The sequence below is a fragment of the Acinetobacter sp. WCHAc060042 genome (assembly GCF_003231195.1).
Taxonomy (GTDB): domain Bacteria; phylum Pseudomonadota; class Gammaproteobacteria; order Pseudomonadales; family Moraxellaceae; genus Acinetobacter.
On sequence record NZ_QKVN01000017.1, the window covers coordinates 1 to 23,513 of the forward strand.

23 protein-coding genes are annotated in these 23,513 nt (G+C 41.5%); 14 read left to right on the forward strand and 9 right to left on the reverse strand.

From position 1 onward, the window contains the following. Positions 1 to 336 precede the first annotated feature (336 nt). The 5 genes from DPG01_RS08885 to rimI all read left to right on the forward strand — a co-directional run bounded on the left by DPG01_RS08885 (position 337) and on the right by rimI (position 4,191). Positions 337 to 1,821, forward strand: a complete 1,485-nt coding sequence (locus DPG01_RS08885; RefSeq protein WP_110974835.1) for a flavin-containing monooxygenase — start codon at positions 337 to 339, stop codon at positions 1,819 to 1,821. A gap of 52 nt (positions 1,822 to 1,873) precedes the next feature. Further along, positions 1,874 to 2,248, forward strand: coding sequence for a hypothetical protein (locus DPG01_RS08890; protein ID WP_110974836.1), 375 nt, complete (start codon positions 1,874 to 1,876; stop codon positions 2,246 to 2,248). Between the two features lie 29 nt (positions 2,249 to 2,277). Next, positions 2,278 to 2,508 carry an alpha/beta fold hydrolase gene (locus tag DPG01_RS08895; RefSeq protein ID WP_139841343.1) on the forward strand — a complete coding sequence of 77 codons (231 nt, stop codon included), beginning with the start codon at positions 2,278 to 2,280 and terminating at the stop codon, positions 2,506 to 2,508. A gap of 238 nt (positions 2,509 to 2,746) precedes the next feature. Beyond that, complete coding sequence (locus DPG01_RS08900; RefSeq protein WP_110974837.1) at positions 2,747 to 3,628, forward strand: metal-dependent hydrolase; 882 nt, start codon at positions 2,747 to 2,749, stop codon at positions 3,626 to 3,628. Positions 3,629 to 3,732: 104 nt separating this feature from the next. Next, entirely contained in the window at positions 3,733 to 4,191 is a 459-nt protein-coding gene (gene rimI / locus DPG01_RS08905; RefSeq protein WP_086208218.1) for a ribosomal protein S18-alanine N-acetyltransferase, read from the forward strand. A 26-nt stretch (positions 4,192 to 4,217) separates the two neighbouring features. On the opposite strand, the gene DPG01_RS08910 is transcribed toward rimI, so the two are convergent. From DPG01_RS08910 to trxB, 3 genes are all read right to left on the reverse strand, one after another. Then, positions 4,218 to 5,033 (reverse strand): arginyltransferase, encoded by an 816-nt coding sequence (locus tag DPG01_RS08910; RefSeq protein ID WP_086208217.1) that lies wholly within the window; start codon positions 5,031 to 5,033, stop codon positions 4,218 to 4,220. Positions 5,034 to 5,054: 21 nt separating this feature from the next. Next, on the reverse strand, positions 5,055 to 5,786 hold the full coding sequence (aat, locus tag DPG01_RS08915) for a leucyl/phenylalanyl-tRNA--protein transferase (RefSeq protein ID WP_110974838.1): 732 nt from the start codon (positions 5,784 to 5,786) through the stop codon (positions 5,055 to 5,057). Between the two features lie 87 nt (positions 5,787 to 5,873). Further along, positions 5,874 to 6,827 carry a thioredoxin-disulfide reductase gene (gene trxB, locus DPG01_RS08920; RefSeq protein ID WP_086208215.1) on the reverse strand — a complete coding sequence of 318 codons (954 nt, stop codon included), beginning with the start codon at positions 6,825 to 6,827 and terminating at the stop codon, positions 5,874 to 5,876. A gap of 295 nt (positions 6,828 to 7,122) precedes the next feature. Between trxB and DPG01_RS08925 the strand changes: the two genes are divergently transcribed. Further along, on the forward strand, positions 7,123 to 10,206 hold the full coding sequence (locus DPG01_RS08925) for a DNA translocase FtsK (protein WP_110974839.1): 3,084 nt from the start codon (positions 7,123 to 7,125) through the stop codon (positions 10,204 to 10,206). A 56-nt stretch (positions 10,207 to 10,262) separates the two neighbouring features. Further along, positions 10,263 to 11,168 (forward strand): AEC family transporter, encoded by a 906-nt coding sequence (locus tag DPG01_RS08930; protein WP_110974840.1) that lies wholly within the window; start codon positions 10,263 to 10,265, stop codon positions 11,166 to 11,168. Positions 11,169 to 11,224: 56 nt separating this feature from the next. Here the strand turns inward: DPG01_RS08930 and DPG01_RS08935 are convergent, their stop codons facing one another. The 6 genes from DPG01_RS08935 to DPG01_RS08960 form a co-directional block, all read right to left on the reverse strand. Then, positions 11,225 to 11,512: a PA4642 family protein gene (locus DPG01_RS08935; protein WP_110974841.1), complete on the reverse strand. Its 288-nt coding sequence runs from the start codon at positions 11,510 to 11,512 to the stop codon at positions 11,225 to 11,227. A gap of 119 nt (positions 11,513 to 11,631) precedes the next feature. After that, complete coding sequence (gene minE, locus DPG01_RS08940; protein WP_086208212.1) at positions 11,632 to 11,904, reverse strand: cell division topological specificity factor MinE; 273 nt, start codon at positions 11,902 to 11,904, stop codon at positions 11,632 to 11,634. 2 nt (positions 11,905 to 11,906) lie between these two features. Continuing rightward, the gene (gene minD / locus DPG01_RS08945; RefSeq protein WP_004694902.1) at positions 11,907 to 12,719 is read right to left on the reverse strand and encodes a septum site-determining protein MinD; all 813 of its coding nucleotides are present in this window, start codon (positions 12,717 to 12,719) and stop codon (positions 11,907 to 11,909) included. 69 nt (positions 12,720 to 12,788) lie between these two features. Then, entirely contained in the window at positions 12,789 to 13,520 is a 732-nt protein-coding gene (gene minC / locus DPG01_RS08950) for a septum site-determining protein MinC (protein ID WP_110974842.1), read from the reverse strand. 123 nt (positions 13,521 to 13,643) lie between these two features. Further along, positions 13,644 to 14,693 (reverse strand): preprotein translocase subunit SecA, encoded by a 1,050-nt coding sequence (locus DPG01_RS08955; RefSeq protein WP_416346130.1) that lies wholly within the window; start codon positions 14,691 to 14,693, stop codon positions 13,644 to 13,646. 10 nt (positions 14,694 to 14,703) lie between these two features. Next, a complete protein-coding gene (locus DPG01_RS08960; protein WP_086208210.1) occupies positions 14,704 to 15,636 on the reverse strand; it encodes an acyltransferase in 933 nt (310 codons plus the stop codon). A gap of 257 nt (positions 15,637 to 15,893) precedes the next feature. On the opposite strand from DPG01_RS08960, the gene DPG01_RS08965 reads away from it, so the two are divergent. The 7 genes from DPG01_RS08965 (at position 15,894) to DPG01_RS08995 (ending at position 23,497) form a co-directional block, all read left to right on the forward strand. Continuing rightward, a complete protein-coding gene (locus tag DPG01_RS08965) occupies positions 15,894 to 16,544 on the forward strand; it encodes an OmpA family protein (RefSeq protein ID WP_110974843.1) in 651 nt (216 codons plus the stop codon). Positions 16,545 to 16,681: 137 nt separating this feature from the next. Further along, positions 16,682 to 18,721, forward strand: coding sequence for a UvrD-helicase domain-containing protein (locus DPG01_RS08970; protein WP_110974844.1), 2,040 nt, complete (start codon positions 16,682 to 16,684; stop codon positions 18,719 to 18,721). Positions 18,722 to 18,762: 41 nt separating this feature from the next. Then, positions 18,763 to 19,215: a dUTP diphosphatase gene (dut, locus tag DPG01_RS08975; RefSeq protein ID WP_086208207.1), complete on the forward strand. Its 453-nt coding sequence runs from the start codon at positions 18,763 to 18,765 to the stop codon at positions 19,213 to 19,215. A gap of 195 nt (positions 19,216 to 19,410) precedes the next feature. Then, positions 19,411 to 20,838, forward strand: a complete 1,428-nt coding sequence (locus DPG01_RS08980; RefSeq protein ID WP_110974845.1) for a phosphomannomutase/phosphoglucomutase — start codon at positions 19,411 to 19,413, stop codon at positions 20,836 to 20,838. Between the two features lie 10 nt (positions 20,839 to 20,848). Beyond that, a complete protein-coding gene (gene argB / locus DPG01_RS08985) occupies positions 20,849 to 21,751 on the forward strand; it encodes an acetylglutamate kinase (RefSeq protein WP_110974846.1) in 903 nt (300 codons plus the stop codon). 168 nt (positions 21,752 to 21,919) lie between these two features. Beyond that, positions 21,920 to 22,768 (forward strand): class II glutamine amidotransferase, encoded by an 849-nt coding sequence (locus tag DPG01_RS08990; protein WP_110974847.1) that lies wholly within the window; start codon positions 21,920 to 21,922, stop codon positions 22,766 to 22,768. Positions 22,769 to 23,041: 273 nt separating this feature from the next. Then, positions 23,042 to 23,497, forward strand: a complete 456-nt coding sequence (locus tag DPG01_RS08995) for a bacteriohemerythrin (RefSeq protein ID WP_086208203.1) — start codon at positions 23,042 to 23,044, stop codon at positions 23,495 to 23,497. Positions 23,498 to 23,513 lie beyond the last annotated feature (16 nt).

Below are 23,513 nucleotides of genomic sequence, written 5' to 3' on the forward strand. Positions count from 1 at the left end.
CTGATTGTGTGAAAAAGCGCCCCTTTGGGGCGCTTTTTTTATGGTGTCTAGTTAGATGTTTTGTTTGTTGGATTGTTAGTTATTGCCGCAGTGCAATATTGATAAGCTTTTATGAACTTTATTTAGTAATAAGATGGTTTTGTTTTACGATTGTTTTTTAATAAAAATTATATAAATTAGTTGCTTATGTGCTGTAAAGAAGAAGTAAATTCAATTCTTGTCCCTTATTAAGCCTGTCTCCTAGAGTTAAATATCTGTCTCATTATGTCAAGTTTTAATTTTCATAAGAATTAGTATAAATGGAAGAAAAATACAAAAGCGACAAGGAGATGCAAAATGCAAAAGGAATATGATGTCGTCATCATCGGAGCAGGGCTTTCGGGTATTGGTATGGGATGCCAATTAACTCAACAAAGCCCGCATAAATCATTTACTATTTTAGAACGTCGTCAGGCTTTAGGCGGGACGTGGGATCTTTTTCGTTATCCTGGAATTCGCTCTGACTCAGATGTGATTAGTTTTGGCTTTAAGTTCAGCCCTTGGAATAGTAATCAAGTTTTAGCTGCGGGAGGGTCCATAAAAAGCTATTTAAAAGACACTGCTGAAAAATTTGGTATTGATCAGAAAATTCAGTACGGTATTAAAATTAACTCAGCAAATTTTTCCACTCGAACCAATCGTTGGACGGTAGATGCGATAGATGAGGCAACGGGCGAAGTATGTCAATTTGGTTGTAATTATCTGATCACCGCTACAGGTTATTATAACCATGATCAAGGTTATACGCCAAAGTATCAAGGTTTGGAAAATTTTAAAGGGCAATTTGTGCATCCGCAGCACTGGCCAGAGAACTTAGATTATAAAAACAAACGTGTGGTGGTGATTGGCAGTGGCGCAACTGCGGTGACCTTAATTCCTGCGATGGCAAATGAGACTGCGCATATCACGATGTTGCAGCGTTCTCCAAGTTATGTGATTAATGTGCCAAATACCGACAAATTGGTTGATGCCTGCCGAAAAGTCTTATCTGAAGAGTTGGTGTATAAAATTTTCCGTAAGCGTAATATCTTTATGCAGCGTGGTATTTATAAATTATCACGTCGTTTCCCAAATAAAATGCGCTCATTCTTGCTATCAAATGCACAAAAAGCGTTGGGTGAGCACTATGATATGTCCCACTTCACACCGAAATATATGCCTTGGGATGAGCGTCTTTGTGCTATTCCAGATAATGATTTATTTGCTGTAATTCGCGAAGGTAAAGCTTCTGTTGTAACAGATCATATTGAGTGTTTTAGCGAAAAGGGTATTTTGTTGAAATCAGGTGAAATGCTTGATGCAGATATTATTGTAAGTGCGACAGGCCTTGAGTTACAGATGCTTGGGGGGATTCAAATTTCGGTCGATCAAGAGCAGATTAAACCGAATGAAAAAATGAGTTATAAAGGAACATTAATTCAGGATGTTCCTAATTTTGCGTACTTATTTGGTTATACCAATGCGCCTTGGACACTCAAAATTGATTTAGCGTGTGATTATATTTGTCGCTTAATCAATGAGTTGGATATTCGTCAAATGGCTGCTGTTAAAGCGGTTGCGCCAATCAATGAGAAGACAGAGCATAGTATCGTATATGGCATGCAATCGGGTTATGTACAACGAGGGGATTGGGTCTTGCCGCGTCAAGGAAAGTCTTCCGAATGGTTTGTTAGCCATAATCTTGAAAAAGATACAGAAATGTTTAACCAATCCGTTGATAGTCCGAATCTGGTTTGGTCAGTTGTTTTAGAGAAGCCTAAAGGAAAAGTGAAGGCAGCATAAGTTGGGGAAGGCTTTGGCGTATGCTGTAGATGAAGAGATGCGCCAAAATTAATTGCCGAAAAGGGAATATGGGCATGAATATAAAACAATTAAGTTTTATGAGTGGTGGGGGTATTCTTTCTCGGGTGGACATGCGATTCAAACTGCAGCCAATCATCCAGAAATTTGTGCAGTATTACTTCAAGCACCGCTTGTCAGTGGTTTATCCAGTTTGAAAGGTGTTCCACTGGCAAAATTGGCCCGTTTGAGTGTTGTTGGTCTTTGTGACTTGATGGGTGGCTTGCTCAATAAACCCGTTTATCGTCCAATTGTTGGGCATGTGCAGGATGATGCGGCCATGACCACAGCAGATGCATGGGAGGGTTATCTGTCGCAACTTCCCGAGAATGCGAGCTGGGAAACAAAACTCGGGCCCGTATCTTCTTAGAGGTACCATTATATAACCCGATTCGTTCCGTGCATAAATTGAATATGCCAATTTTGGTGATTTCAGGGCAAAACGATACAGTCATTCCAGAAACAGCAATGCGTGTGGCGGTCCATAAAATGCCAAATGCACGCTATTACATGCTGCAAAGTAATCATTTTGAACTTTGCTCAGGTGAAGTTTTTGAAAAGAATATTGCTTTGCAAATCGGCTTTTTAAAGGAAAAAGTTCCCGTGCACTTGGTGCATGTAGCAGCATAAAAAATGAGGCCTAATGCCTTATTTTTATGCTCATCATCTTTGTTTGTACTAACTTTCTATCTTTAGGTGGATCTGGGTGTGGGGTGGATTGTCTAACAATTTAGCTCTAAAACTGTCCTAAACTGATATTTTGCTGACCTTAACTGCACTTATGGGCAGAGCCTAATCACGTAAGATAAAAAGACAGAATAAATATAAGGATTGAATATCTTTATCGGATGTTCATAGGAGCCGAAAGATGAATGCCAAGGTAAAAATTACCAATCGCGCAGGTGCGAGTTTCCCTGTACGTCGAATGAACTTTGAGTTTGAAAATGTGCCTGAATATTGGATGAATGGTTCGGCAGGGCTGACCCATTTTATGACAGCGTTATCGGCACTCTTTCCAGCAGGTGAGATGTTTTTTATCGACAGTGTCCGTGCCGTACGCCAGCATCCAGCAATCAAAGACAATGCTGAACTGCAAAAGGAAATTTCAGCCTTTATTGGTCAAGAGGCGATGCATACGCAAGAGCATGAAGGCTTTAATGCTTCAGCACAAAAATATGGACATGATGTGGCAACCCTTGATCACTATACTGATCGTGCGATTCAGACCACGCGTAAAGTATTTGCTTTTTTAGGTAAACCTGTGGGCATCACTCAAGAAATGGTCGATTTAACCGCAACTACAGCGTTAGAGCATTTTACTGCAACGATTGCCTCTCAACTGTTGGTCAATAAACACATCCAAGAACTTATGACAGATGAAACCATGAAAACCATGTGGTTATGGCATGCGATTGAAGAAAATGAACATAAAGCAGTGGCATATGATGTTTTTGAAGGTGTTTTTGATAAAGGCTTCAAAGCATATCTTTTAAGAACCAGCTCTTTGGTTGCAGCAATGGCAATTCTGTTCCTTGTACAGTCGTATTTCGTATTTCGGTTATTGCAACAAGACAAACTGTTGAATATGGCGGCATTAAAAGATATTTATACCTATGGATATAGCCCATCGAAAGGCATTATAACGGGGATGGGGCGTGAAATAATGATGTATTTCAAACCCGGTTTTCACCCCAATGACCACGATACCGATGCTTTACTGGAAAAGTGGAAAGCAAAGTTAGGTTTTTAAGTTGTATTGACACTTTGAGCGATATAAATCGCTCATTTTTGTATTCGATTTTAGCTACAAATTTTTTATAATGTTGCATCCTTATTTTAGAAAGATAAACGAAGATGATTCGTTTAATGCACACTGCGGACTTAGATCAAGTCGTTCAGATTGAGCGTTTAGTTCAAACCCATCCTTGGAGCTTGCAACAGTTTCAAGAGTCAATCCAGTCTTATCATAGTACCGTGATTGAGCAGGCGGGGCAGGTGGTCGGATTTTGTATCCTGCAACCTGTACTTGATGAAGCCAATTTACTATTGATGGCTATTCATCCGAGTCAGCAAGGCAAAGGGCTGGGTTATCAACTGCTCGATGCTTCATTGGCACAACTCAAAAACAACCCACTGCAAGTCTTTTTAGAAGTCCGTGAGAGCAATCAGGCGGCCATTGCATTGTATGAAAAGTCGGGTTTTCATCAGATTGATCTGCGGAAAAATTATTATCCTAAACCCGATGGGACTCGTGAGCATGCCATTATTATGGTGAAATCGTGCAGTGATGACTTTGCCGAACTGTTTAAATAATCGAAAAGTTGAATTGAATACGATGACTATTTAATAATGGCATTATTCCAGCCCGAAGGTAGGGTGGTCATTAATGAGTTTCCCAATTGCTCGACTTCTTCTGTACTGAGACTGTGGTTGAGTCGACGCCATTGGCCATCAATGAGTAGCTCTAAAGGCAAATATTGCGATTTGTAGTTCATTTTTTCTGAGTGTGGTACCCAGTAACCCAAGTACACAAACTGTAAAGCACGTGCTTTAGCAAGCTCAATTTGTTTTAAGATGGCAAAAGCCCCCAGTGAGCGTTTGCTTTCATCGGGGTCAAAAAACGTGTAGACCGCAGATAAGCCATCATCTAAAGGGTCACAAGTCGAAACACAGATGAGGCGGTCTTCTTTCCATAGTTCTAGGAAAAAGCTATCAGTACAGCTGTGCACGAGAAATTTATCAAATTGGTCACGACTAGGTGGGAACATATCTCCATCGGCATGGCGTTTAAAGATATAACGCTCATATAAGTCATAATGCTTTTTAGTGGCATCTGCCGTGCGAGTAATCTTTAAAGTAAGGTCTTGGTTGCGTTTCCATGCCTTTTTTTGACTGCTGTTCATTTTAAATTCGCGTACAGGTACACGGCTAGACAAACACTGTCGACACAGATGACACTCTGGGCGGTAGACAAAATCTCCACTGCGACGGAAACCGACACGAGAAAGTTCGGACAGTGTAACCACATCAATACGATGTGCTGGATCGAGGAACACCATCCGAGCTGACTTTTTTTCTAGATAGCTACAGTCATGCGGTGGGGTAATGTAATACTGTAAATCATTCAGTAGGGACTTCGGGTGATACGAATTCATAGTAAATCCCTCTATTATTCTTTATTCAATCAGTCGCGCATTCTGCGCTATTGTTTTACTTGAAAATACACCCTCCTGATATATTTTCCAATCAATAGCAGGTTGATTTACAACATCTTGTAACGATTTTAAGTAGGTTTGCCGAGAAAGTGTACAAGCACCGAGGCTCAACAGATGATCATTGACCAATTGGCAGTCGATCCAAGGTAGTTCATTTTCACGTCCAATCAACATCAGTGTATAAAATGCCATTTTTGAAACATCAGTTTCGATACTGAACATAGACTCCCCAAAACAACCTTTGCCAATGCTGACACCATAAAGTCCTCCGACTAAGCGTGTTTGATCCCAAACCTCGACACTATAGCCATAGCCTGCATCAAATATGTCACAATAACCCTCAATAATATCTTCACTGATCCATGTGTCATTGGCATAGCTGCGTGGCAGTGAACAGGCACGGATCACCCGTTCAAAAGCTTGATTGATGGTGATGCGATAATCTTGCTTTTTCATGCTACGAAGTAGGGTTCTACTGGGCTGATAATCCTGCGGTCGGATGATGCAACGTGGTTCAGGGCTCCACCAGCAAATGGGTTCACCTGCGGAGAACCATGGAAAGAGACCATGGCTATAAGCCTCAAACAGGGTAGATGGGGAGAGGTCTGCACCGATACAAATTAAGCCTTCACCCTCGGGGTCAACTTCAAGCGGATCGGGAAAGATATACTCAGAAGGCGGTAACTGCTGCATAGTAAAGTCGAAACATGATAAAAAATGACCCTTAGATCATACATAAAAAAACCGCCCATTGTGGGCGGTCTTTTTTAAAGGCTTAGATTATTCGCCTAAAGCATCCAAATATTTTTCCGCATCTAGTGCAGCCATACAGCCTGAACCTGCTGAAGTGATTGCTTGACGATAAACACTATCTGCAATATCACCTGCTGCGAATACACCTGCGACAGAAGCAGCGGTGGCATTACCAGATGTACCGCTTTGAACTTGGATATAGCCATCACGTAAGTTCAATTGACCATCAAACATTGAACTGTTTGGTTTGTGACCAATTGCAACAAATAAACCTTGTACATCAATGTTTTGGGTGGATTCGTCTTGAGTTGATTTTAAGCGAACTGCGGTTACGCCCGTGTTGTCACCTAAAACTTCATCGACTTGGTGATTCCAAATGATGCTGATTTTTCCTTCTTTTTCTTTTTCAAATAAATGATCTTGAAGGATTTTTTCAGAACGCAATGAATCACGACGGTGAACCAAAGTCACATGCGATGCAATGTTAGACAAATACAGCGCCTCTTCGACTGCAGTATTGCCTCCACCCACAACCATGACTTTTTGGTTTTTGTAGAAGAAACCATCACAGGTTGCACATGCGCTCACGCCTTGGCCCATAAAAGCAGCTTCAGATTCAAGACCTAGGTACTGAGCGGTCGCACCTGTGGCAATAATCAGTGCATCACAAGTGAACTCATCCATATCACCTTTAAGGACGAATGGACGTACAGAAAGATCGACTTCATTGATATGATCGTAGATGATTTCAGTACCAAAACGTTCCGCATGTGCTTGCATACGTTCCATGAGTGCAGGGCCTGTTAAGCCTTCAGGGTCACCCGGCCAGTTATCCACTTCAGTCGTTGTGGTGAGCTGACCACCGAGTTGGATACCTGCAATCAATGTAGGCTTTAAGTTGGCACGCGCAGCATATACTGCAGCGCTGTAACCTGCAGGGCCTGAACCGAGAATAATCAAACGTGAGTGACGAGCGCTCATACGTAGAATCCTTTTTTTATTTAGAAATTTGTGGAATTATACGTGAAACTCTATAACAGTTGTGTGTGTTCAATGTCGATATTATTGATCATATAAATCGTTTTGAGCTATATAGAAGAAATATGCGGTGTAGAGCGGGTAAAAGTGGATAAATCATCTACTCGCTATACATAAAGCATTTAAGAATAGTGCATCTTTTTATAGAGAAGAGGTGCATAATATGACGTTTATTGTGAAACTTTTGCTTTAGGTTTCGAACAAAAACATTAATGAAGAATTTGTTACAGGACAGTATATGACTGAGGTGTCGGGTGCTTATGCACAGCGCTTATTAATGACATTATTTTTAGTCTCGTTTGGCATTTATTTGTTCCTTGCTACCGTGACCTATACCCCATTTGATCCGGGCTGGATGCATATATCAAGTGATACCTTGCAAGTTTCGAATGCCAGTGGTGTTGCAGGGGCATGGATTGCTGATTTGTTGTTCGGCTTTTTGGGGTGGGCAAGTTTACTTATTCCTGTGTTTTTGTTTATTGAAGCCATTCAAGTGTGGTGGCCACATAGCTTTTTAAACCGCCCATTTCGTTATGCTGCCCAGTTTTTTATTTTGCTTGCAACGGCCAGCTTACTGTTCTTGTTTTGGCAAGTTCCCGCAGATACTTTGGATAATGCCTCAGGCGGGATTATTGGCTACGAACTTGGACAAAGTTTGTCGCAAATTTTAAGTATTTATGGTGCAACTTTATTTTTGGTTGTTTTTACTTTAGTTTTGCTAACCTTGGCTTTTGGTATCAAGTGGAATCGTACTTTCGCGACGCTCAAAGCAACCCCAGCTTATTTACAAGATCTATTTTATCGTAACGTGCCTGAAAGCGAGTCTGCCTTTGATCGGACGGCGCCAAGTGTAAAAAAAGAAGTGATTGCAACAGCACCGAAAAAGGGTATTGATGCAACGGAATTGGCAGATGCGCCAGCTGTGCAAGAGGCATCGGTGAAAGCACCTCAGCGCGACTATTCAGCAGAGCATTTGTTTAATGATATGGTTGCGAAAGAACACCGTGTCCAAGAACAACAGGTGGATGTGGATGATGAGGCAGAGCTTGAGCGAACCCTTGAAAAAGCACATCAATTAGAACAAGACAGCCAACGTGTCGTGGCGACAGGTGAGGTTTGGCGCGCATTAAACTCAGGTGAGGATCAACGTCATAAAAATGATATTGATGCTTTACTTCGTGCTGCCGAAGAAGATCGCCCATTTAGCCCAGAACAACATTTTCAAGCAGTGGTGCAAGATCATACAGCACCCATTGCTGATCCAAATTACTTCCAAGACAATGCTCCTGCGCAGAAGAAAAATGTCGATTGGGATGATGATGAAATCTTTGATGAGTTGCTTGCTGCCGTACCTAACGGCAAAACAGCAACGGATGTTCATAGCCCATTCAATATGCCTGAACCTGTGTCTCATTTACATGTCGTTGAAGATCCTGTTGCAGTGGCAACAATAAGTACTGCTGTGACTCAGGCAGCATCACAACGGTCAATCCAGACTGGACAAATAGCCCCATTAGATACATTGGATGATATTGATGACTTCTTAGCTGAAGACTGGGAAGAGCGTAAAGAGGCTTCACCTGAAGTGCGCACCACTAGCAGTTATGCTCAGTCTTCAGCCTTTGTCCAAGCCCCGATTCAACATCAAAATACGGTGAGCACTTATGCTACACCTGCTGCGGTCAAAGAAGTTTTATCTAAAGAAGCATTTATTGAAGCATGGCAAGATACTGCAGGCAAACCGCAGGATGAAGACGAGTTTGATTTTGATGCGCCACTGACGGATGCCTCTGGTCGTCCGATGTCTTTGGCAATGCAAGTGGTCGAACGTCGTCGTGATCTATCACCACTCCCGGGGTTAGATTTGCTCGATGAAGTTGATCTGAATAAAAAAGTCAATTTCACCGCGGAACAGTTAGCCCGATTATCTGAATTGCTTGAAATTAAGCTACAAGAATTTAATGTCAAAGCTAAAGTGGTTGAGGCGCAACCAGGACCTGTGGTAACTCGATTTGAGTTAGATTTGGCTCCAGGTGTAAAAGCCTCTAAAGTCACCAATATCTCGCGAGATTTGGCACGTTCAATGTCCATGGCTTCCGTACGTGTGGTCGAAGTTATTCCGGGTAAACCGTATATTGGGATTGAAGTGCCAAATAGCAGCCGTGAAATGGTGCGTTTGATTGAATTGTTAAAAACCCCAGCCTTTGAAGATCCTGCTGGCTTACTGTCTATGGCAATGGGTAAAGACATTTCAGGTAATCCTGTGATTACTGATTTGGGCAAAGCACCGCATATGTTAGTTGCGGGAACTACAGGTTCAGGTAAGTCCGTTGCAGTGAACTCGATGATTTTGTCGATGCTGTTAAAATATAAGCCAGAGCAACTGCGCCTGATTCTGATTGATCCAAAACAGTTAGAACTTGCAAACTATAACGATATCCCACATTTACTTACCCCAGTTGTGACTGATATGAAAGACGCGGTCAGTGCCTTGAATTGGTGTGTGAATGAAATGGAACGTCGTTATAAGCTGATGTCTTTCTTAAAGATCCGTAAGCTTGCAGACTACAACCGTAAGGTGGAAGAGGCTATTGCTAATGGTGAAGACCTGATTGATCCGACATGGAAAGCCAGCGACTCTGTTGCAGGTGAGCGAGCACCACGTTTACAACCCTTACCTTCGATTGTGATTGTGGCCGATGAGTTTGCTGACATGATTATGCAGGTCGGAAAAAAAGCAGAAGAAATGATTACCCGTTTGGCGCAAAAATCACGTGCCGCAGGGATTCACTTATTGCTTGCAACACAGCGTCCATCGGTGGATGTGATTACAGGTTTAATTAAAGCTAATATTCCAACACGTGTGGCTTTGCGTGTGAACTCAAAAATTGACTCACGTACGATTTTGGATGCGGGTGGTGCAGAAGATTTACTCGGTCATGGTGATATGTTGTTTTTAGGGCCAGGTAAAATTGAGCCTGAACGTGTACATGGTGCCTTTATTGCCGATGACGAAGTGAACCGCATTTGTGATGCGTGGCGTGAACGCGGCTCACCAGACTATGTCGATGAAATTTTGACGCCATTTGATGAAGAGCCAAGTTCTCGTGGCTTTGAAGATGGTGATGGTGATCCAAACCGTGATGCGCTTTATGATCAGTGTGTGTCCTTTGTATTGGAAACACGCAAAGTTTCGGTATCTTCGCTACAACGTAAATTTAGTTTGGGTTATAACCGTGCGGCACGGATTGTTGACCAAATGGAAGAAAACGGAATCGTAAGCGCACAAGGTGCGAACGGTAAACGAGAAATTTTAGTTTAGAAAAGTCAGCCTGCGGATAGCAGGCTTTTTCTTAATCATTCAGTTTAGGCATAGTCATGCAAATTATTGATGCATTAATTCCATTGGTGGTACTGATCGCCATGGGATATGTATTAAAGCGTTATCGCTTTTTAACGGTGGAATTTTGGCAAGGTGCTGAAAGGCTAAACTATTGGATTCTATTTCCTGTTCTACTTTTTACAAGTTTAGCTACAGTTCATTTTGATATCGGACAAGTTCTGCCTCCGCTAGCGGTTGTTTTTGCAGTGACTTTGCTGATTAGTTTAGTTCTGTGGATACTTAAAGCAATCTTTCACTTTCCTGTCGCTCAGTTTGGTGTGTATTTACAAAGCCAGATTCGTTTCAATACCTATATTGGCTTGACCAGTATGGCACTGATTTTTGGTGCTGCAGGGATGCAAGTCTTTGCCATGATTATTGCCTTTGTGATTCCTTTGGTGAATGTACTGTCGGTACTGAGTTTTTCTCAAGGGCAGGGGCTGTCTTATAAAAACATTGCGTGGTCGGTTGCGAAGAATCCACTAATTTTGGCGTGTATCGTGGGGATTATGTTTAATTTCTCAGGTATGCACTTAGCTGAAAGCATTAGTCAATCCTTAAAACTGGTGGCGGGAATGAGCCTTCCACTTGGTTTATTGTGTGTTGGTGCGGCATTACAGTTTAATGCGTTGAGGCATGCTGGGCGTGCTTTGATTTTAAATACCTTCGGGCGTTTAATCCTTGTGCCGATTCTGGCTTATATTGGCTGTCGTTTAATGGGTTTAGCCTCATTTGAAACCATGATTGTAGTGGTATTTTTCTCGCTCCCAACGGCATCAGCAGCCTATGTCCTCACTAAATACTTCCAAGGTGACAGTCAGCTCATGGCTGCTGTGATTAGTTTACAAACCATTTGTTTTGGTCTGACTTTTCCACTGTGGATGTGGTTTTTGCATGTATAAAAAATGCCAGTTCCATTGTGCTGAACTGGCATTTTAAAATGGCTGTTTTTGAAGAGTTAGGCAAATTTAGCCAAGACCTCTAAAAATGGTGCTGCTTGACGTGGATAAGCGGCAATCACGTCATGAATGCGCTGACCTTCTGGATTGGCTGCGTTAATATCGCGACCATCCGTTTTAAATTGGGTGAGCAGACGCTCATAATCACTTGGGCGCATGTGTTTAAATGCATGGTACAACACATGAAAGTCGCCATTCACACCTTCAGGAGGAAGCTGAGTTAAATAGGCAAATACACGCTCATCTGACCATTCTTCATTGAACGTTGCTGGCTGAGATAATGCCATAGCAATCTCCTTGCTGGTTTAATCATTAAAAAAGGCAAAATATGGGAGACAAAAAATACTTTTTTGTGTCTGCGCATATTCTGCCTTGATTCAATTTGCTTGACTAATCAAAAATCAGATTAACGTTCTTCAGGCAAATTGATATTCATTTCAAGCATTTCAATATTCGCTTCAGAACGAACAGCCATTTGAATGTGCTGTTCATCTACACCGCGAACATAGCGATTCACCACTTGCATGATTTCTTTCTTCATTTGGTCGATTTTTTCTTGGCTAAGACGTTTACCTAAACCACTTTCAGACGCTACGATAACTTTCAAACGATCTTTTGCTGTTTGTGCACTAGACGGTTTTTCATCATTACTAAAAAGCTTACTCCAAAATCCTGCCATGTCTACGCTCCAAATAATCGTGCTAACCAACCTTTAGGCTTCACGGTAATGTGACGATAAGGACGTTCTTCACCTAAGAAACGTGCTACAAGGTCATCATAGGCTTGGCCTGCTGATTCTTCAGTGAAGAGAATCACTGGTTTACCTTCGTTCGATGCTTGTAAAACGCTCTTACATTCAGGAATAACACCCAAAGTCGGCACACGTAAAATATCTTTAGAAATGTCGTCAATAGTTAACATTTCTTGTTTATCTGCGCGCTCAGGGTTGAAACGTGTGATACACAAGTGTTTACGAATACGACCTTCGTTCATTTCCACTTTCTTGGTTTTGCTATCGAGCATCCCAATAATACGGTCTGAGTCACGTACAGATGAAATTTCAGGGTTTGTCACAATAATTGCTTCGTCGGCATGGTACATTGCTAAAATCGCACCACGCTCGATCCCTGCGGGTGAGTCACAAATAATGTAGTCAAACTCTTGTGACAACTCATCCATAACACGCGCTACGCCTTCATCAGTTAAGGCATCTTTATCACGGGTTTGCGACGCAGGTAAAATATATAAGTTCTCGATATCTTTATCGCGGATAAGCGCTTGTTGTAATCGAGCTTCGTTATTTAAGACATTGACAAAATCATAGACAACGCGGCGTTCACAACCCATGATCAAATCAAGGTTACGTAAACCTACGTCAAAATCGATCACAACAGTTTTGTGACCACGTAGGGCTAAACCTGTTGCAAAAGATGCACTTGTCGTAGTTTTGCCTACGCCACCTTTGCCTGATGTTACGACAACAATTTTCGCCACCGAATCCACTCCTGTTATGGTTTAAATCCCCTTATTTATCATTTGGGGCTTTTGGTGTTTATTTATACATTAAAATTCAAGCGCTTCAAATACAAGCTCTTGTTGATCATTTAAGTAAATATGTGTTGGGCGTTTTAAATGCTGCGCTGGAATATCATCTGCGACACAATAGGTTCCTGCAATTGAAACCAACTCAGCTTCTAAAGCATGGCAAAAGATACGTGCAGCAGTGTTTCCACCCGCGCCGGCAATGACTCTACCACGAGCACTGCCATAAATATGTATATTTCCTGAAGCAATTACTTCCGAGCCACTGTTAATGCCCGCGGTAATAATGATATCGCCTTGATTTTGGACCAAGCACTGACCCGTACGTAAAATTTCGTCATGGTATGAGGTCGCATGACGAATCACAGAGGCTGCCGCAACTGGAGCATTGGCAGACGGTGTGGCAACAGGAGCAGGGGCTTCAACCACTTGCTCTTTGGTTGCTTTAACTTCTTGTAACTGTGCACCTACCGCATGACCTTGGGCTGGAATTACGGGGAACTGAATGGCACGTGCTTGTTCAGCCAAAATCCCATCTTGTACGGCCATTGGTTGAACATCCAGATCAAGCAGTAATTGGATGAGCGAAATTAACTCTTGCTCAACAGTACTTTCTAGAACCACCAAAGCTCCAGCAGTTGATGCACTTTGTAATGTTTTAGTTAACTGCTGTCGGATTGCATCATGATCATTGGTGTCAAGGGTAATGCGAATTGCATTGACCATTCTGCCGGTTATCCGGATATCAGCCATAATTTTTCCTTAAGACTTCTCAGATTTATTTTTTACTAAAGAAGTGATGTTGTAAATAGAGCAAATCCTAGAACAAAATGAAGGATTGCACTAGCTACGTTTGTAATATTTTTAGCTTAATGCTTATTCTTTGGCTTGATCATCTTTTTCTAGCTCTTCTAGCCATTGTTTCACTTTAACTTGCTTACGAATTGCATCCAAACTTTCATAGACCACAGACTCAACCAATTGCTCCAATGACTGATTGTCAATTTTTAAATCACTGACCTTTTCCGCAATTAAGCGGTAGGTCGCATTGGGTTGTGCTGGGTTTCCCGTAACCATTGGTTCTAATAAGCCTTGAGTGATATTTTCACCGAGACGTTGCCCGATACTTTGAATTTGCTGTTCAATTCGTCCTCCCACAATTGGAATTAAACGCAGTAATTGGGTGAGTTCGGGGGTATCTTCAATCGCACGGTTCACAATCTGACCGACATTTTGTGCAATAAAATACTGACGCTGTTTCAGTTCAGTCGCGAGAGATTCTTGTAGAATTTCGGCCAATGCTTGTGCAAATAAAGTCCGATGATGATCGACAAGGTCATGGATAATTTTTTTATGGGTCGAGCTGGTATTTAATTCGTGCTTAACCCCATCCAATACGGTAATCACGACGCGGTCAGACAGTTCCTCCATCACCACGCGGTAGTAAAATTTGCCCTTAGCTTGTACCGATTGAGGAATGACGTTATAGCCTAATTCATGCAGGCGAAAAGCAATCACTCCTGCACGGAATAACCTTAAAAAGCGTAAATGTGGAATAATGGCTAAAATTTCGTACCAATGGATGAAAGGGAAGAAAAACCAGCGACGATGGTGCCTATAAATAATAGCAATACCCCAACGTACCAGTAATTCAGCAATCAAGAACAGAATAAACCAAGCCTCGGTGGTAATGACCCACGGGTGCAAATGTTCGCGATAAAATGCTAAAACATTTTCAAGATGAATGGCATGGAAAAACCATCCACCAATATTGCTCATGATAAAAAAATTAGCGCACAAGCAAAACAAGTTAAAAATGATGAGAAACACCATAAAAATGTCATAGATCAAAAACAGTTTGAAATACAAACTTTGTGGATCGACCTGATGATATTTTGATTTTTTGGCTTGGTTATTCTGCATCATGCATAGACCCTTACTGGGTTGAGTGGGAAGGTGAATATTTGGTTTTCATTTGTTCAATCAATTGGTCTTTTTCAGCCCAAAGTTGGTCAACCCATTGTTGAAACTGTTCACGAAAGCGAGCATCGTCTTCATAGTTTCCAGAAAGTACCCACGCAGGGATGTCAATTTTACGCAAATTAACTGCAATCCGTGGGACTTCGCCAAGCCAAAATTCACTATAGCCAGGCACACCATCGGGATAGACAATGGTCATGTCCACCAACGCATCAATCTCCTTACCCAAAATCCCTAAGGCCAAAGCTAAACCGCCTGCTTTGGGTTTGAGCAAATGTTGATAAGGGGATTGTTGCTGGTCATGTTTTTCTTGGGTAAAGCGTGTACCTTCCAAATAATTTAATAGGGTAAATGGTTGACTCAGTAATTGTTCACAAGACTTGCGCGCTTCAATCATATCGCGTGTTTTTAATGCAGGATTTTTCGCAATTTGTTCTTTACTATGCCTTTTCATCATTGGAAAACCTAGAATTTTAAAGGCTTGTCCGACAAATGGAATAAAAATAAGTTCCCACTTGGTAAAGAAGCGAGTGAGGGGCATACGGGTTAAGCCGAAGTACTGATTGACTGTGGTATCGACCCAACTTTGGTGGTTACAGGTCATGAGATAACGACCTTGCATACTTAGCTCAAGATCTTCATCGACTGAAATATCCCATTGGGTATCAGGTAAAATATGATCAATTAAATAATTGTTCACCCCTAGCCAGCTGTTGGTAATTTGAATATTGGTTTCATCTACTTTTTTTGATTGTTTAAACAGTTTTGTGAGACCAAGTGCCAGTACGGGTGGGCCGTGAAAAAAAGTACTTCCTGTAATGACTGAACCAACAGTTAAACCACGTGTGATTTTTTTTAATAAAGGTTGTTTTTGGTTTGGCGATGACATAAAAATAAACCCTGAAATCTAATGTGTTTTACAACTCGTTCTATTTTCTAAAGGTCAATATAGTACGGGATGATCAAATAGAAAAGCACCAAACATTAACTGTGTAGGAAATGTGACGAAGAAAGCCTTGAAAAGGAAATTTTTTATTACATATTGTAAATAAAGGCTTTATTATTAACAAAAAATCAATGGTCTAGTTTATCGTTTTACGACAATATTTGTTCTATAAACAAAACACACAAAGAAGGAGGCATGCGATGCGTGCACTAGCAATTTCCGCAGTCGTTGGGGCAATGGTTCTTACAGGTTGTCAAAGCACTGGTAATAACATTGGTGGTGTAGAATACGATAAAGCTGCATTAGGAACCTTAATTGGTGCTGCTGCGGGTTATGGTATTTCTAAAGGAAACGCAAATACTAGCCGTCAAAACAACCGTGCTGCAGCGATTGGCGCAGTTGTCGGTGGTTCAACTGGTGTTTACCTTGACAACAAAGAGAAGAAACTTCGCCAACAAATGGCGGGGACTGGTGTAGAAGTTAACCGTAATCCAGATGGCTCTGTAGGCTTAATCATGCCGGGTAACATTACTTTTGATACCAACAAATCAAACATCAAGCCGAACTTCTATTCAACTTTAAACAAAGTTGCGCAAACCTTAACTGAAGATAACAAGAGCGGTATTCTTGTAACAGGTTATACAGACAGCACAGGTAATGATTCAATCAACATTCCTCTGTCTCAAGCGCGTGCGCAATCTGTAGCAAGCTACTTGGCATCTCAAGGTGTTTCTACAACACGTATTAATGCACAAGGTCAAGGTTCAGCAAACCCAATCGCGTCTAACGCGACTGCTGAAGGCCGTGAGCAAAACCGTCGTGTAGAAATCAGCATCTACGCAATTCAATAATTTTTATTGAAGACTGAAAAACCACCTTCGGGTGGTTTTTTTTATGCCAATTTTAATGACCGATAAAACGCATTTTGCATTAGGCAAGATGAGTTCAGATGACTATAATCATCCTCGGATTAAAAAGAGGAAAGACTATGTCACTGGCAAGTCAGTTGAACGACAAGCAACTTGAAGCAATGAAATACACTCAAGGACCCTTGTTAGTACTTGCAGGGGCAGGTTCAGGCAAAACATCGGTGATTACCCGTAAGATTGCCTACTTGGTGAAACACTGCGGTATTCCAGCGTATCGCATCACAGCGATGACGTTTACCAATAAAGCAGCACGCGAAATGAAAGAACGTGTCACTAAATTACTTTCACGCGAAGAGGCAAAAGGCCTTTCAGTTTCGACTTTCCATACCTTCGGTCTAAACATGTTGCGTTTAGAGTTAAAACACACACCATTAAAAAATAATTTTTCTATTTTAGATGCAGACGACTGTAAGCGTATTTTGATGGACTTGATGCACCGTGACAATTTATCTGGTGCGGAAAGTAAAGAGCTGATTGCGAAAGCCATGAAGATGATTTCAGATTGGAAAAACGATCTGATTCCACCTGAGCAAGCACACACCACTTGTGAAACTGCTGAAGATGTTCAGTTTGCGCATTTGTATCAACTGTATGAACGTAATTTACGTGCTTATAATGCGGTCGATTTTGATGACTTGATTGTGATGCCGACGCGTCTTTTACAGGAAAATGCAGAAGTTCGTGAACGCTGGCAAAATCGCATTCGCTATTTATTGGTCGATGAATATCAAGATACCAACACTGCACAGTATATTTTGGTGAAATTACTGGTGGGGGTGATGGGGCAGTTCACCGCAGTGGGCGATGATGACCAATCCATCTATGCATGGCGTGGGGCTAAGCCTGAAAACATGGCTTTGCTCAAAGAAGACTTTCACAATTTAAAAGTGATTAAACTGGAGCAGAACTATCGTTCGACCAGTCGCATTTTAAAAGCGGCGAATACCGTGATTGGTAATAATCCACATATTTTTGATAAAAAACTGTGGTCAGATAAAGGCCATGGTGAAGTCATTCGCGTGATTACGTGTCGCAATGATGACGATGAGTCAGAGCGCGTGGTGAAAGACTTGATTACGCATAAACTGATGAATGGCAAAAATTGGAAAGATTATGCCATTTTGTATCGCGGTAATTTCCAAGCACGTGCATTGGAAACACAGCTCCGTCAGATGCAAATTCCATATAAGTTATCAGGCGGTCAGTCGTTCTTTGCGCGTGCTGAAATCAAAGACGTGATGAGTTATTTGCGTGTCATTATTAACCCTGAAGATGACAGTGCATTTTTACGGATCATCAATACGCCTAAACGCGCCATTGGCCCTGTGACTTTAGAAAAACTGGGTTTATTTGCTCAAGAAAATCATTTGTCTTTGCTTTCAGCAGCGGGTGATCAGCGTCTCACCATGGTGATTCCTAAAAAAGCCACCACGCAGTTGGCGGAGTTTGCAGACTTCATTACCACCTTTACTCGTGAGTTGCTTGAGGATGATGAACCTGTGCCCATTATCCGTAAGATGATGGTTGAAGCAGGCTATATCGACTATGTCAAAGAGTCTGCGGCGACGCCTGCACAGGAAAAAACCAAGCTAGATAATATTGAAGTACTGTATAGCAGTATTCAAAGTTTGATTAACCGTGCTGAAGATGTTGATGAGAAAAACATTGAAAGTGTGATTCGTAAAATGGTGTTGCTGGATATGTTAGAGCAGCAACAAGAAGAAGAAGACACCGACAAAGTAAACTTGTTGACGTTGCATGCATCCAAAGGTCTTGAGTTTCCATATGTCTATCTGATTGGTCTTGAGGAAGAATTGCTGCCGCATAAAAACTCGATTGCCGCAGATACGGTTGAGGAAGAGCGTCGCCTGATGTACGTGGGTATTACTCGTGCGCGTCAGGGTTTAACTATTACGCTGGCAGAACAACGCAAAGCGGGCGGGCAGATGAAGCAAATGACACCAAGTCGTTTCTTGGATGAGTTGCCGCAAGATGAGTTGGAATGGCTAGGGCGGAAAAAGAAACTGGCGGGCAATGTCGATCCGAAATTACAAGCGCAGCACTATTTAGACAATTTACGTGCGTTGATTAAACGCTAATTTTTTTTGTTTTTGAAATTTATTGTACGAGGAAGAATAGAATGAAAGTTCAGGTTAAAGTGTTGGATTCACGTTTAGGCAATGAATGGCCAATGCCAACTTATGCGACAACGGGTTCAGCAGGCTTAGACCTTCGTGCATGTGTCGATGTTGCGACCGTCATTGAACCGGGACAAACGGTTTTGGTCAAAACGGGTTTATCTATTTATATTGAAGATCCACATTTTGCAGGTTTAATTTTACCGCGTTCAGGGTTAGGTCATAAACACGGTATTGTTTTAGGTAACTTGGTGGGTTTAATTGATTCGGACTACCAAGGTGAATTGATGGTTTCAGTTTGGAACCGTAGTCAAACGGCATTCAGTTTAGAACCAGGCGAGCGACTTGCACAGTATGTACTTGTACCTGTGATGCAGGCACAGTTTGATATTGTAGAAGAATTTGAAGCGACAGAACGCGGTGCAGGTGGTTTTGGACATACAGGTCAAAACTAAACGGTCCGTGAAAATGTAAAAAAGCCTCTCATCTGAGGGGCTTTTATTGTTTCTATGCTGAGTGCTCATTTTTAGTTCATAAAAAGTTACACCTCGTTTTTGAATCCTGAGTAAAATTAAAAAAAGCACAAAGCCATAAAAACAAGGGCAGTTGAAAATGAGCTGCTCGAAATGAACAGATTAGAAGTTAGAACTATGCATTATCAGCCGAATTTCCCTGCACATATTTTCCGCGCCTATGATATTCGTGGCAAATTGGATGTCATGAGTGCTGAGTTGATTCGTGCCATTGCGCAGGCGCTAGCGATGCAATATTTAAATGCTGGCCAAACCCGTTTAGCGATTGGTTATGATGCTAGGCTAAGCAGTCCCGCATTTGCAGAAATTATTTATCAAGAATGTATTAAACAGGGGCTAGAAGCACATGATATAGGCTGTTGTGCCAGCCCTGTATTGTATTTTGCAGCGCGTCAGTTTGATGGCAATGGCATTATGGTGACAGCCAGCCATAATCCGAAGTCGGATAATGGTATTAAATGGATTGTGCAGAGTGAACCTCCTTTACCTGAAACAATTCAGCAAGTGGCATACGATACAAATGCGTGCTTGGATCGTCATGCAGAAATGAGCTGGCAGATGTTGCCACATAAGGTCGTGCCTGAATATTGTTTAGCTTATCAAGATGCATTATTGAGTGATATCCAACTGCAACCCCAAGCTCGACCATTTAAGGTGGTGGTAGATGGGCTACACGGATCTGCGGGGCGTTGTGCAGTCTTGGTTCTAAAAAAGTTAGATTGTGTGGTTCACCCTTTACGCTGTGAGGCCAATGGTGAATTTCCTGAACATGCCCCTGATCCATCTCAAGCCAAACATCTAGAACTGCTACGCCACGCCGTGCAACAGCAGCATGCGGATATCGGTATTGCCTTTGATGGGGATGGAGACCGTGTTGTTTTAATTGATGAAAACGGAGTGATTATTTCAGCTGATCGGTTACTGTCACTGTTTGCGCAAATGTGTTTGTCTCAACATCCCGAGCATGAAGTCGTGTTCGATGTGAAATGCTCCACGATGGTTCTCAACACAGTACTGGCTCATCAGGGAACTCCCAAAATGATTCGCACAGGTAGTTCATTTCTACGTAAGTATTTGGCGCAGTCTAAAGGACAAGCTATCTTTGGCGGTGAGTATGCTGGGCATTATGTGTTTAATGATGGGCGTGGTTTCGGTTATGACGATGGTTTGTATGCTGCACTACGAGTATTGGAATATTTAAATTTACATCAGCTAACTTTATCAGAAGCACTGGCAGATTACCCAGAACGTTCGAGTACTGAAGATATTTATATCAGTACCCATCAAATTTCACCTGTGCTGGTTTTAGCGAATGTAGAAAAACAAAGTCAGCACTTTCAAGCAGAAATCAGTAAAATTGATGGTGTAAGACTTGATTTTGAGGACGGATTTGGCATTATTCGAGCATCGAATACGGGCGAGTATTTTACCGTGCGTTTCGACGCGGACAGTGATCAGCGGCTCAATCAAATTCGCCATAGCTTTGTGCACATGCTGACGGCAGATTATCCGCAGATTGCACAAGACATATTAGACGCCCATTAAGGAGAGGCACATGCCACATCAACATACTGGCCTCGACAAAGCACAGGTTCTGACTGAAGCTTTGCCGTACATTCAACGTTTTGCTGGAAAAACGCTAGTTGTAAAGTATGGTGGCAATGCAATGACCGATCCTGAGCTTGAGAGCTCGTTTGCACGTGACATCGTTTTGTTAAAAACCGTTGGATTGAACCCAATTGTAGTCCATGGCGGAGGTCCACAAGTCGACTCGTTTTTAAAGCAGTTGGGACGTGAGTCTGACCGTATTGATGGCATGCGTGTGACCGATCCAGCAACCATGGAAGTGGTTGAAATGGTGTTGGGTGGTAGTGTGAATAAATCTATCGTGAACTTGATTAACCAACATGGCGGTCGTGCCATTGGTTTAACGGGTAAAGATGGTAACTTACTGCGTGCACAAAAGTTACTGATGGAAAAAACTGCGGAAGATGGCACAGTACAAAAAATTGATCTTGGCCTAGTCGGTGAAGTGACCAGTGTTAAAACTGATGTATTGGAGATGTTTAGCAGTGGTGATTTTATTCCTGTGATTGCACCCTTAGGTGTGGATGAAGAGGGCAATACTTATAACATCAACGCTGATTTGGTGGCTGGAAAAGTAGCTGAAGCCCTTGGTGCTGAAAAGCTGATTTTGTTGACCAATATTTCAGGTGTTTTAGATGAAAATAAAAATCTACTCACGGGTCTAACCACTCAAGAAGTTGACCGTCTCATTGAAACGGGCGTGATCTACGGCGGAATGATTCCGAAAGTGGGCTGTGCTCTAGATGCGGTGAAAGGCGGTGTGGTGAGCGCGCATATTGTAGATGGTCGTGTGCCACATGCAACGCTGCTGGAGATTTTCACCGATCATGGTGTGGGTACATTAATTACCAATCGCAGTAATAAACACTAGTATTTTAAAAAGCCTCCTCGGAGGCTTTTTTTAGGCCTATACGTTTTATAACAATAGTTTTATGCGTGAATGTGTTCGGGTTATGAAGCATTGTGAATTGCAAGCCAGTCAGGACTCATGCACAATAAAACCATCATAAATAAATATGTTTGAAATAAGATCAAGATTATGTGCCAACTGCTCGGAATGAATTGTGCAACACCGACTGATATTACCTTTTCATTTCGAGGCTTTTCGCAGCGGGCGGGGATTACCTCAGATCATTGTGATGGTTTTGGAATTGCTTTTTTTGAGAATAAAGCCTGTCGTTTGTTTGTTGATAATCAATCTGCAGTTGAGTCACCGATTGCTGAATTAATTCGGAACTATCCGATCAAATCACGCAATGTGATTGCCCATATCCGCAAAGCGACGCAGGGAAAAATTAACTTAGAAAACTCACATCCATTTAGCCGTGAGCTATGGGGGCGACAGTGGATTTTTGCGCATAATGGCGATTTGCATGACTTTGATCCTGTACTGTCAGGACGTTTTACCCCTGTGGGGAATACTGACAGTGAACGTGCATTTTGTTATTTGCTAGATCAGTTAGTGAACAAATTTGGTTATGTTGAGCCAAGTTTAGATCAAGTTTTTGATTTATTAACCGATATTTCTCCACGAATTGCGGAACATGGTACGTTCAATTTTTGTTTGTCTAATGGGCAGGCACTTTTTAGTTACGCTATTACCAAACTGCATTGGTTGGTGCGAGAGTACCCATTTAAACCCGCGCAGCTGATTGACCTTGATGTTGAAGTGGATTTTAGTCAAGTCACTACTGTAGAGGATCGAGTCGCTGTGATTACTACAGAGCCTTTAACTCAAAATGAAGCATGGACGGCCTTTGCACCAGGGGAAATGATTTTATTTCAATATGGCAAAGCGATACGGCATGAAATGACGCATGTAGAACGCTTAGTCCGGGAAGCTAAAGACCCATCATTAAAAAGAGTGACCAAAGCAGATCAATATTAAATTATTCCAAAATAGATAAAATATAAAAGCATGCTGATAATAATGTTAAGCATATTTTTATTATTTTTTGTGTATTAAAAATAATAAATTGGTTAAAAAATAACTTATTCTTTTGCTCGGGTTTAAATTAATATTTTTATATAAAATAATCACTTATGTTGAATTTGATGCTAATATCAGAAACCCTACTAAATTGATTCACTTTTATTTTCATCACTAACCGATATGATTAATTCATGTAATTAATCTATTAATTTTTATTGGGTGGTCGGAATGATAATGAAGTGGGTTCCAGAATATAATACTGGTATCGATGTGATTGACGATCAGCACCGTCGTATTTTAGATTACATTAATGAAATTGAAGCAATTGATGTTGATACTGATCGTGCACGTGTAAAGCAAATTCTAGAAAATATTATTGATTACACACAATCTCATTTTACTTTTGAAGAATCTCTTCAAGAAGAGGCGGGTTATAAATACCGTGTACCACATAAGCGTGTGCATGATTTATTTATTAAAAAAATTGAATCTTATCGTGACCGTTTTGAGTTAGGACAGTCGATTGAAGCTGAGTTGCATGAAGTATTGTCGAAATGGCTGATTAATCATATTCAACACGATGATGCTGACTATGTCGGGGCAGTGAAAGAAAACATGATGGGGATCATCAAAGAAAAAGAAAAGAAAAAAGGGAAAAACTGGTTTGCTCGCTTCTTTTCATAAGTGAGCATAACAAGGG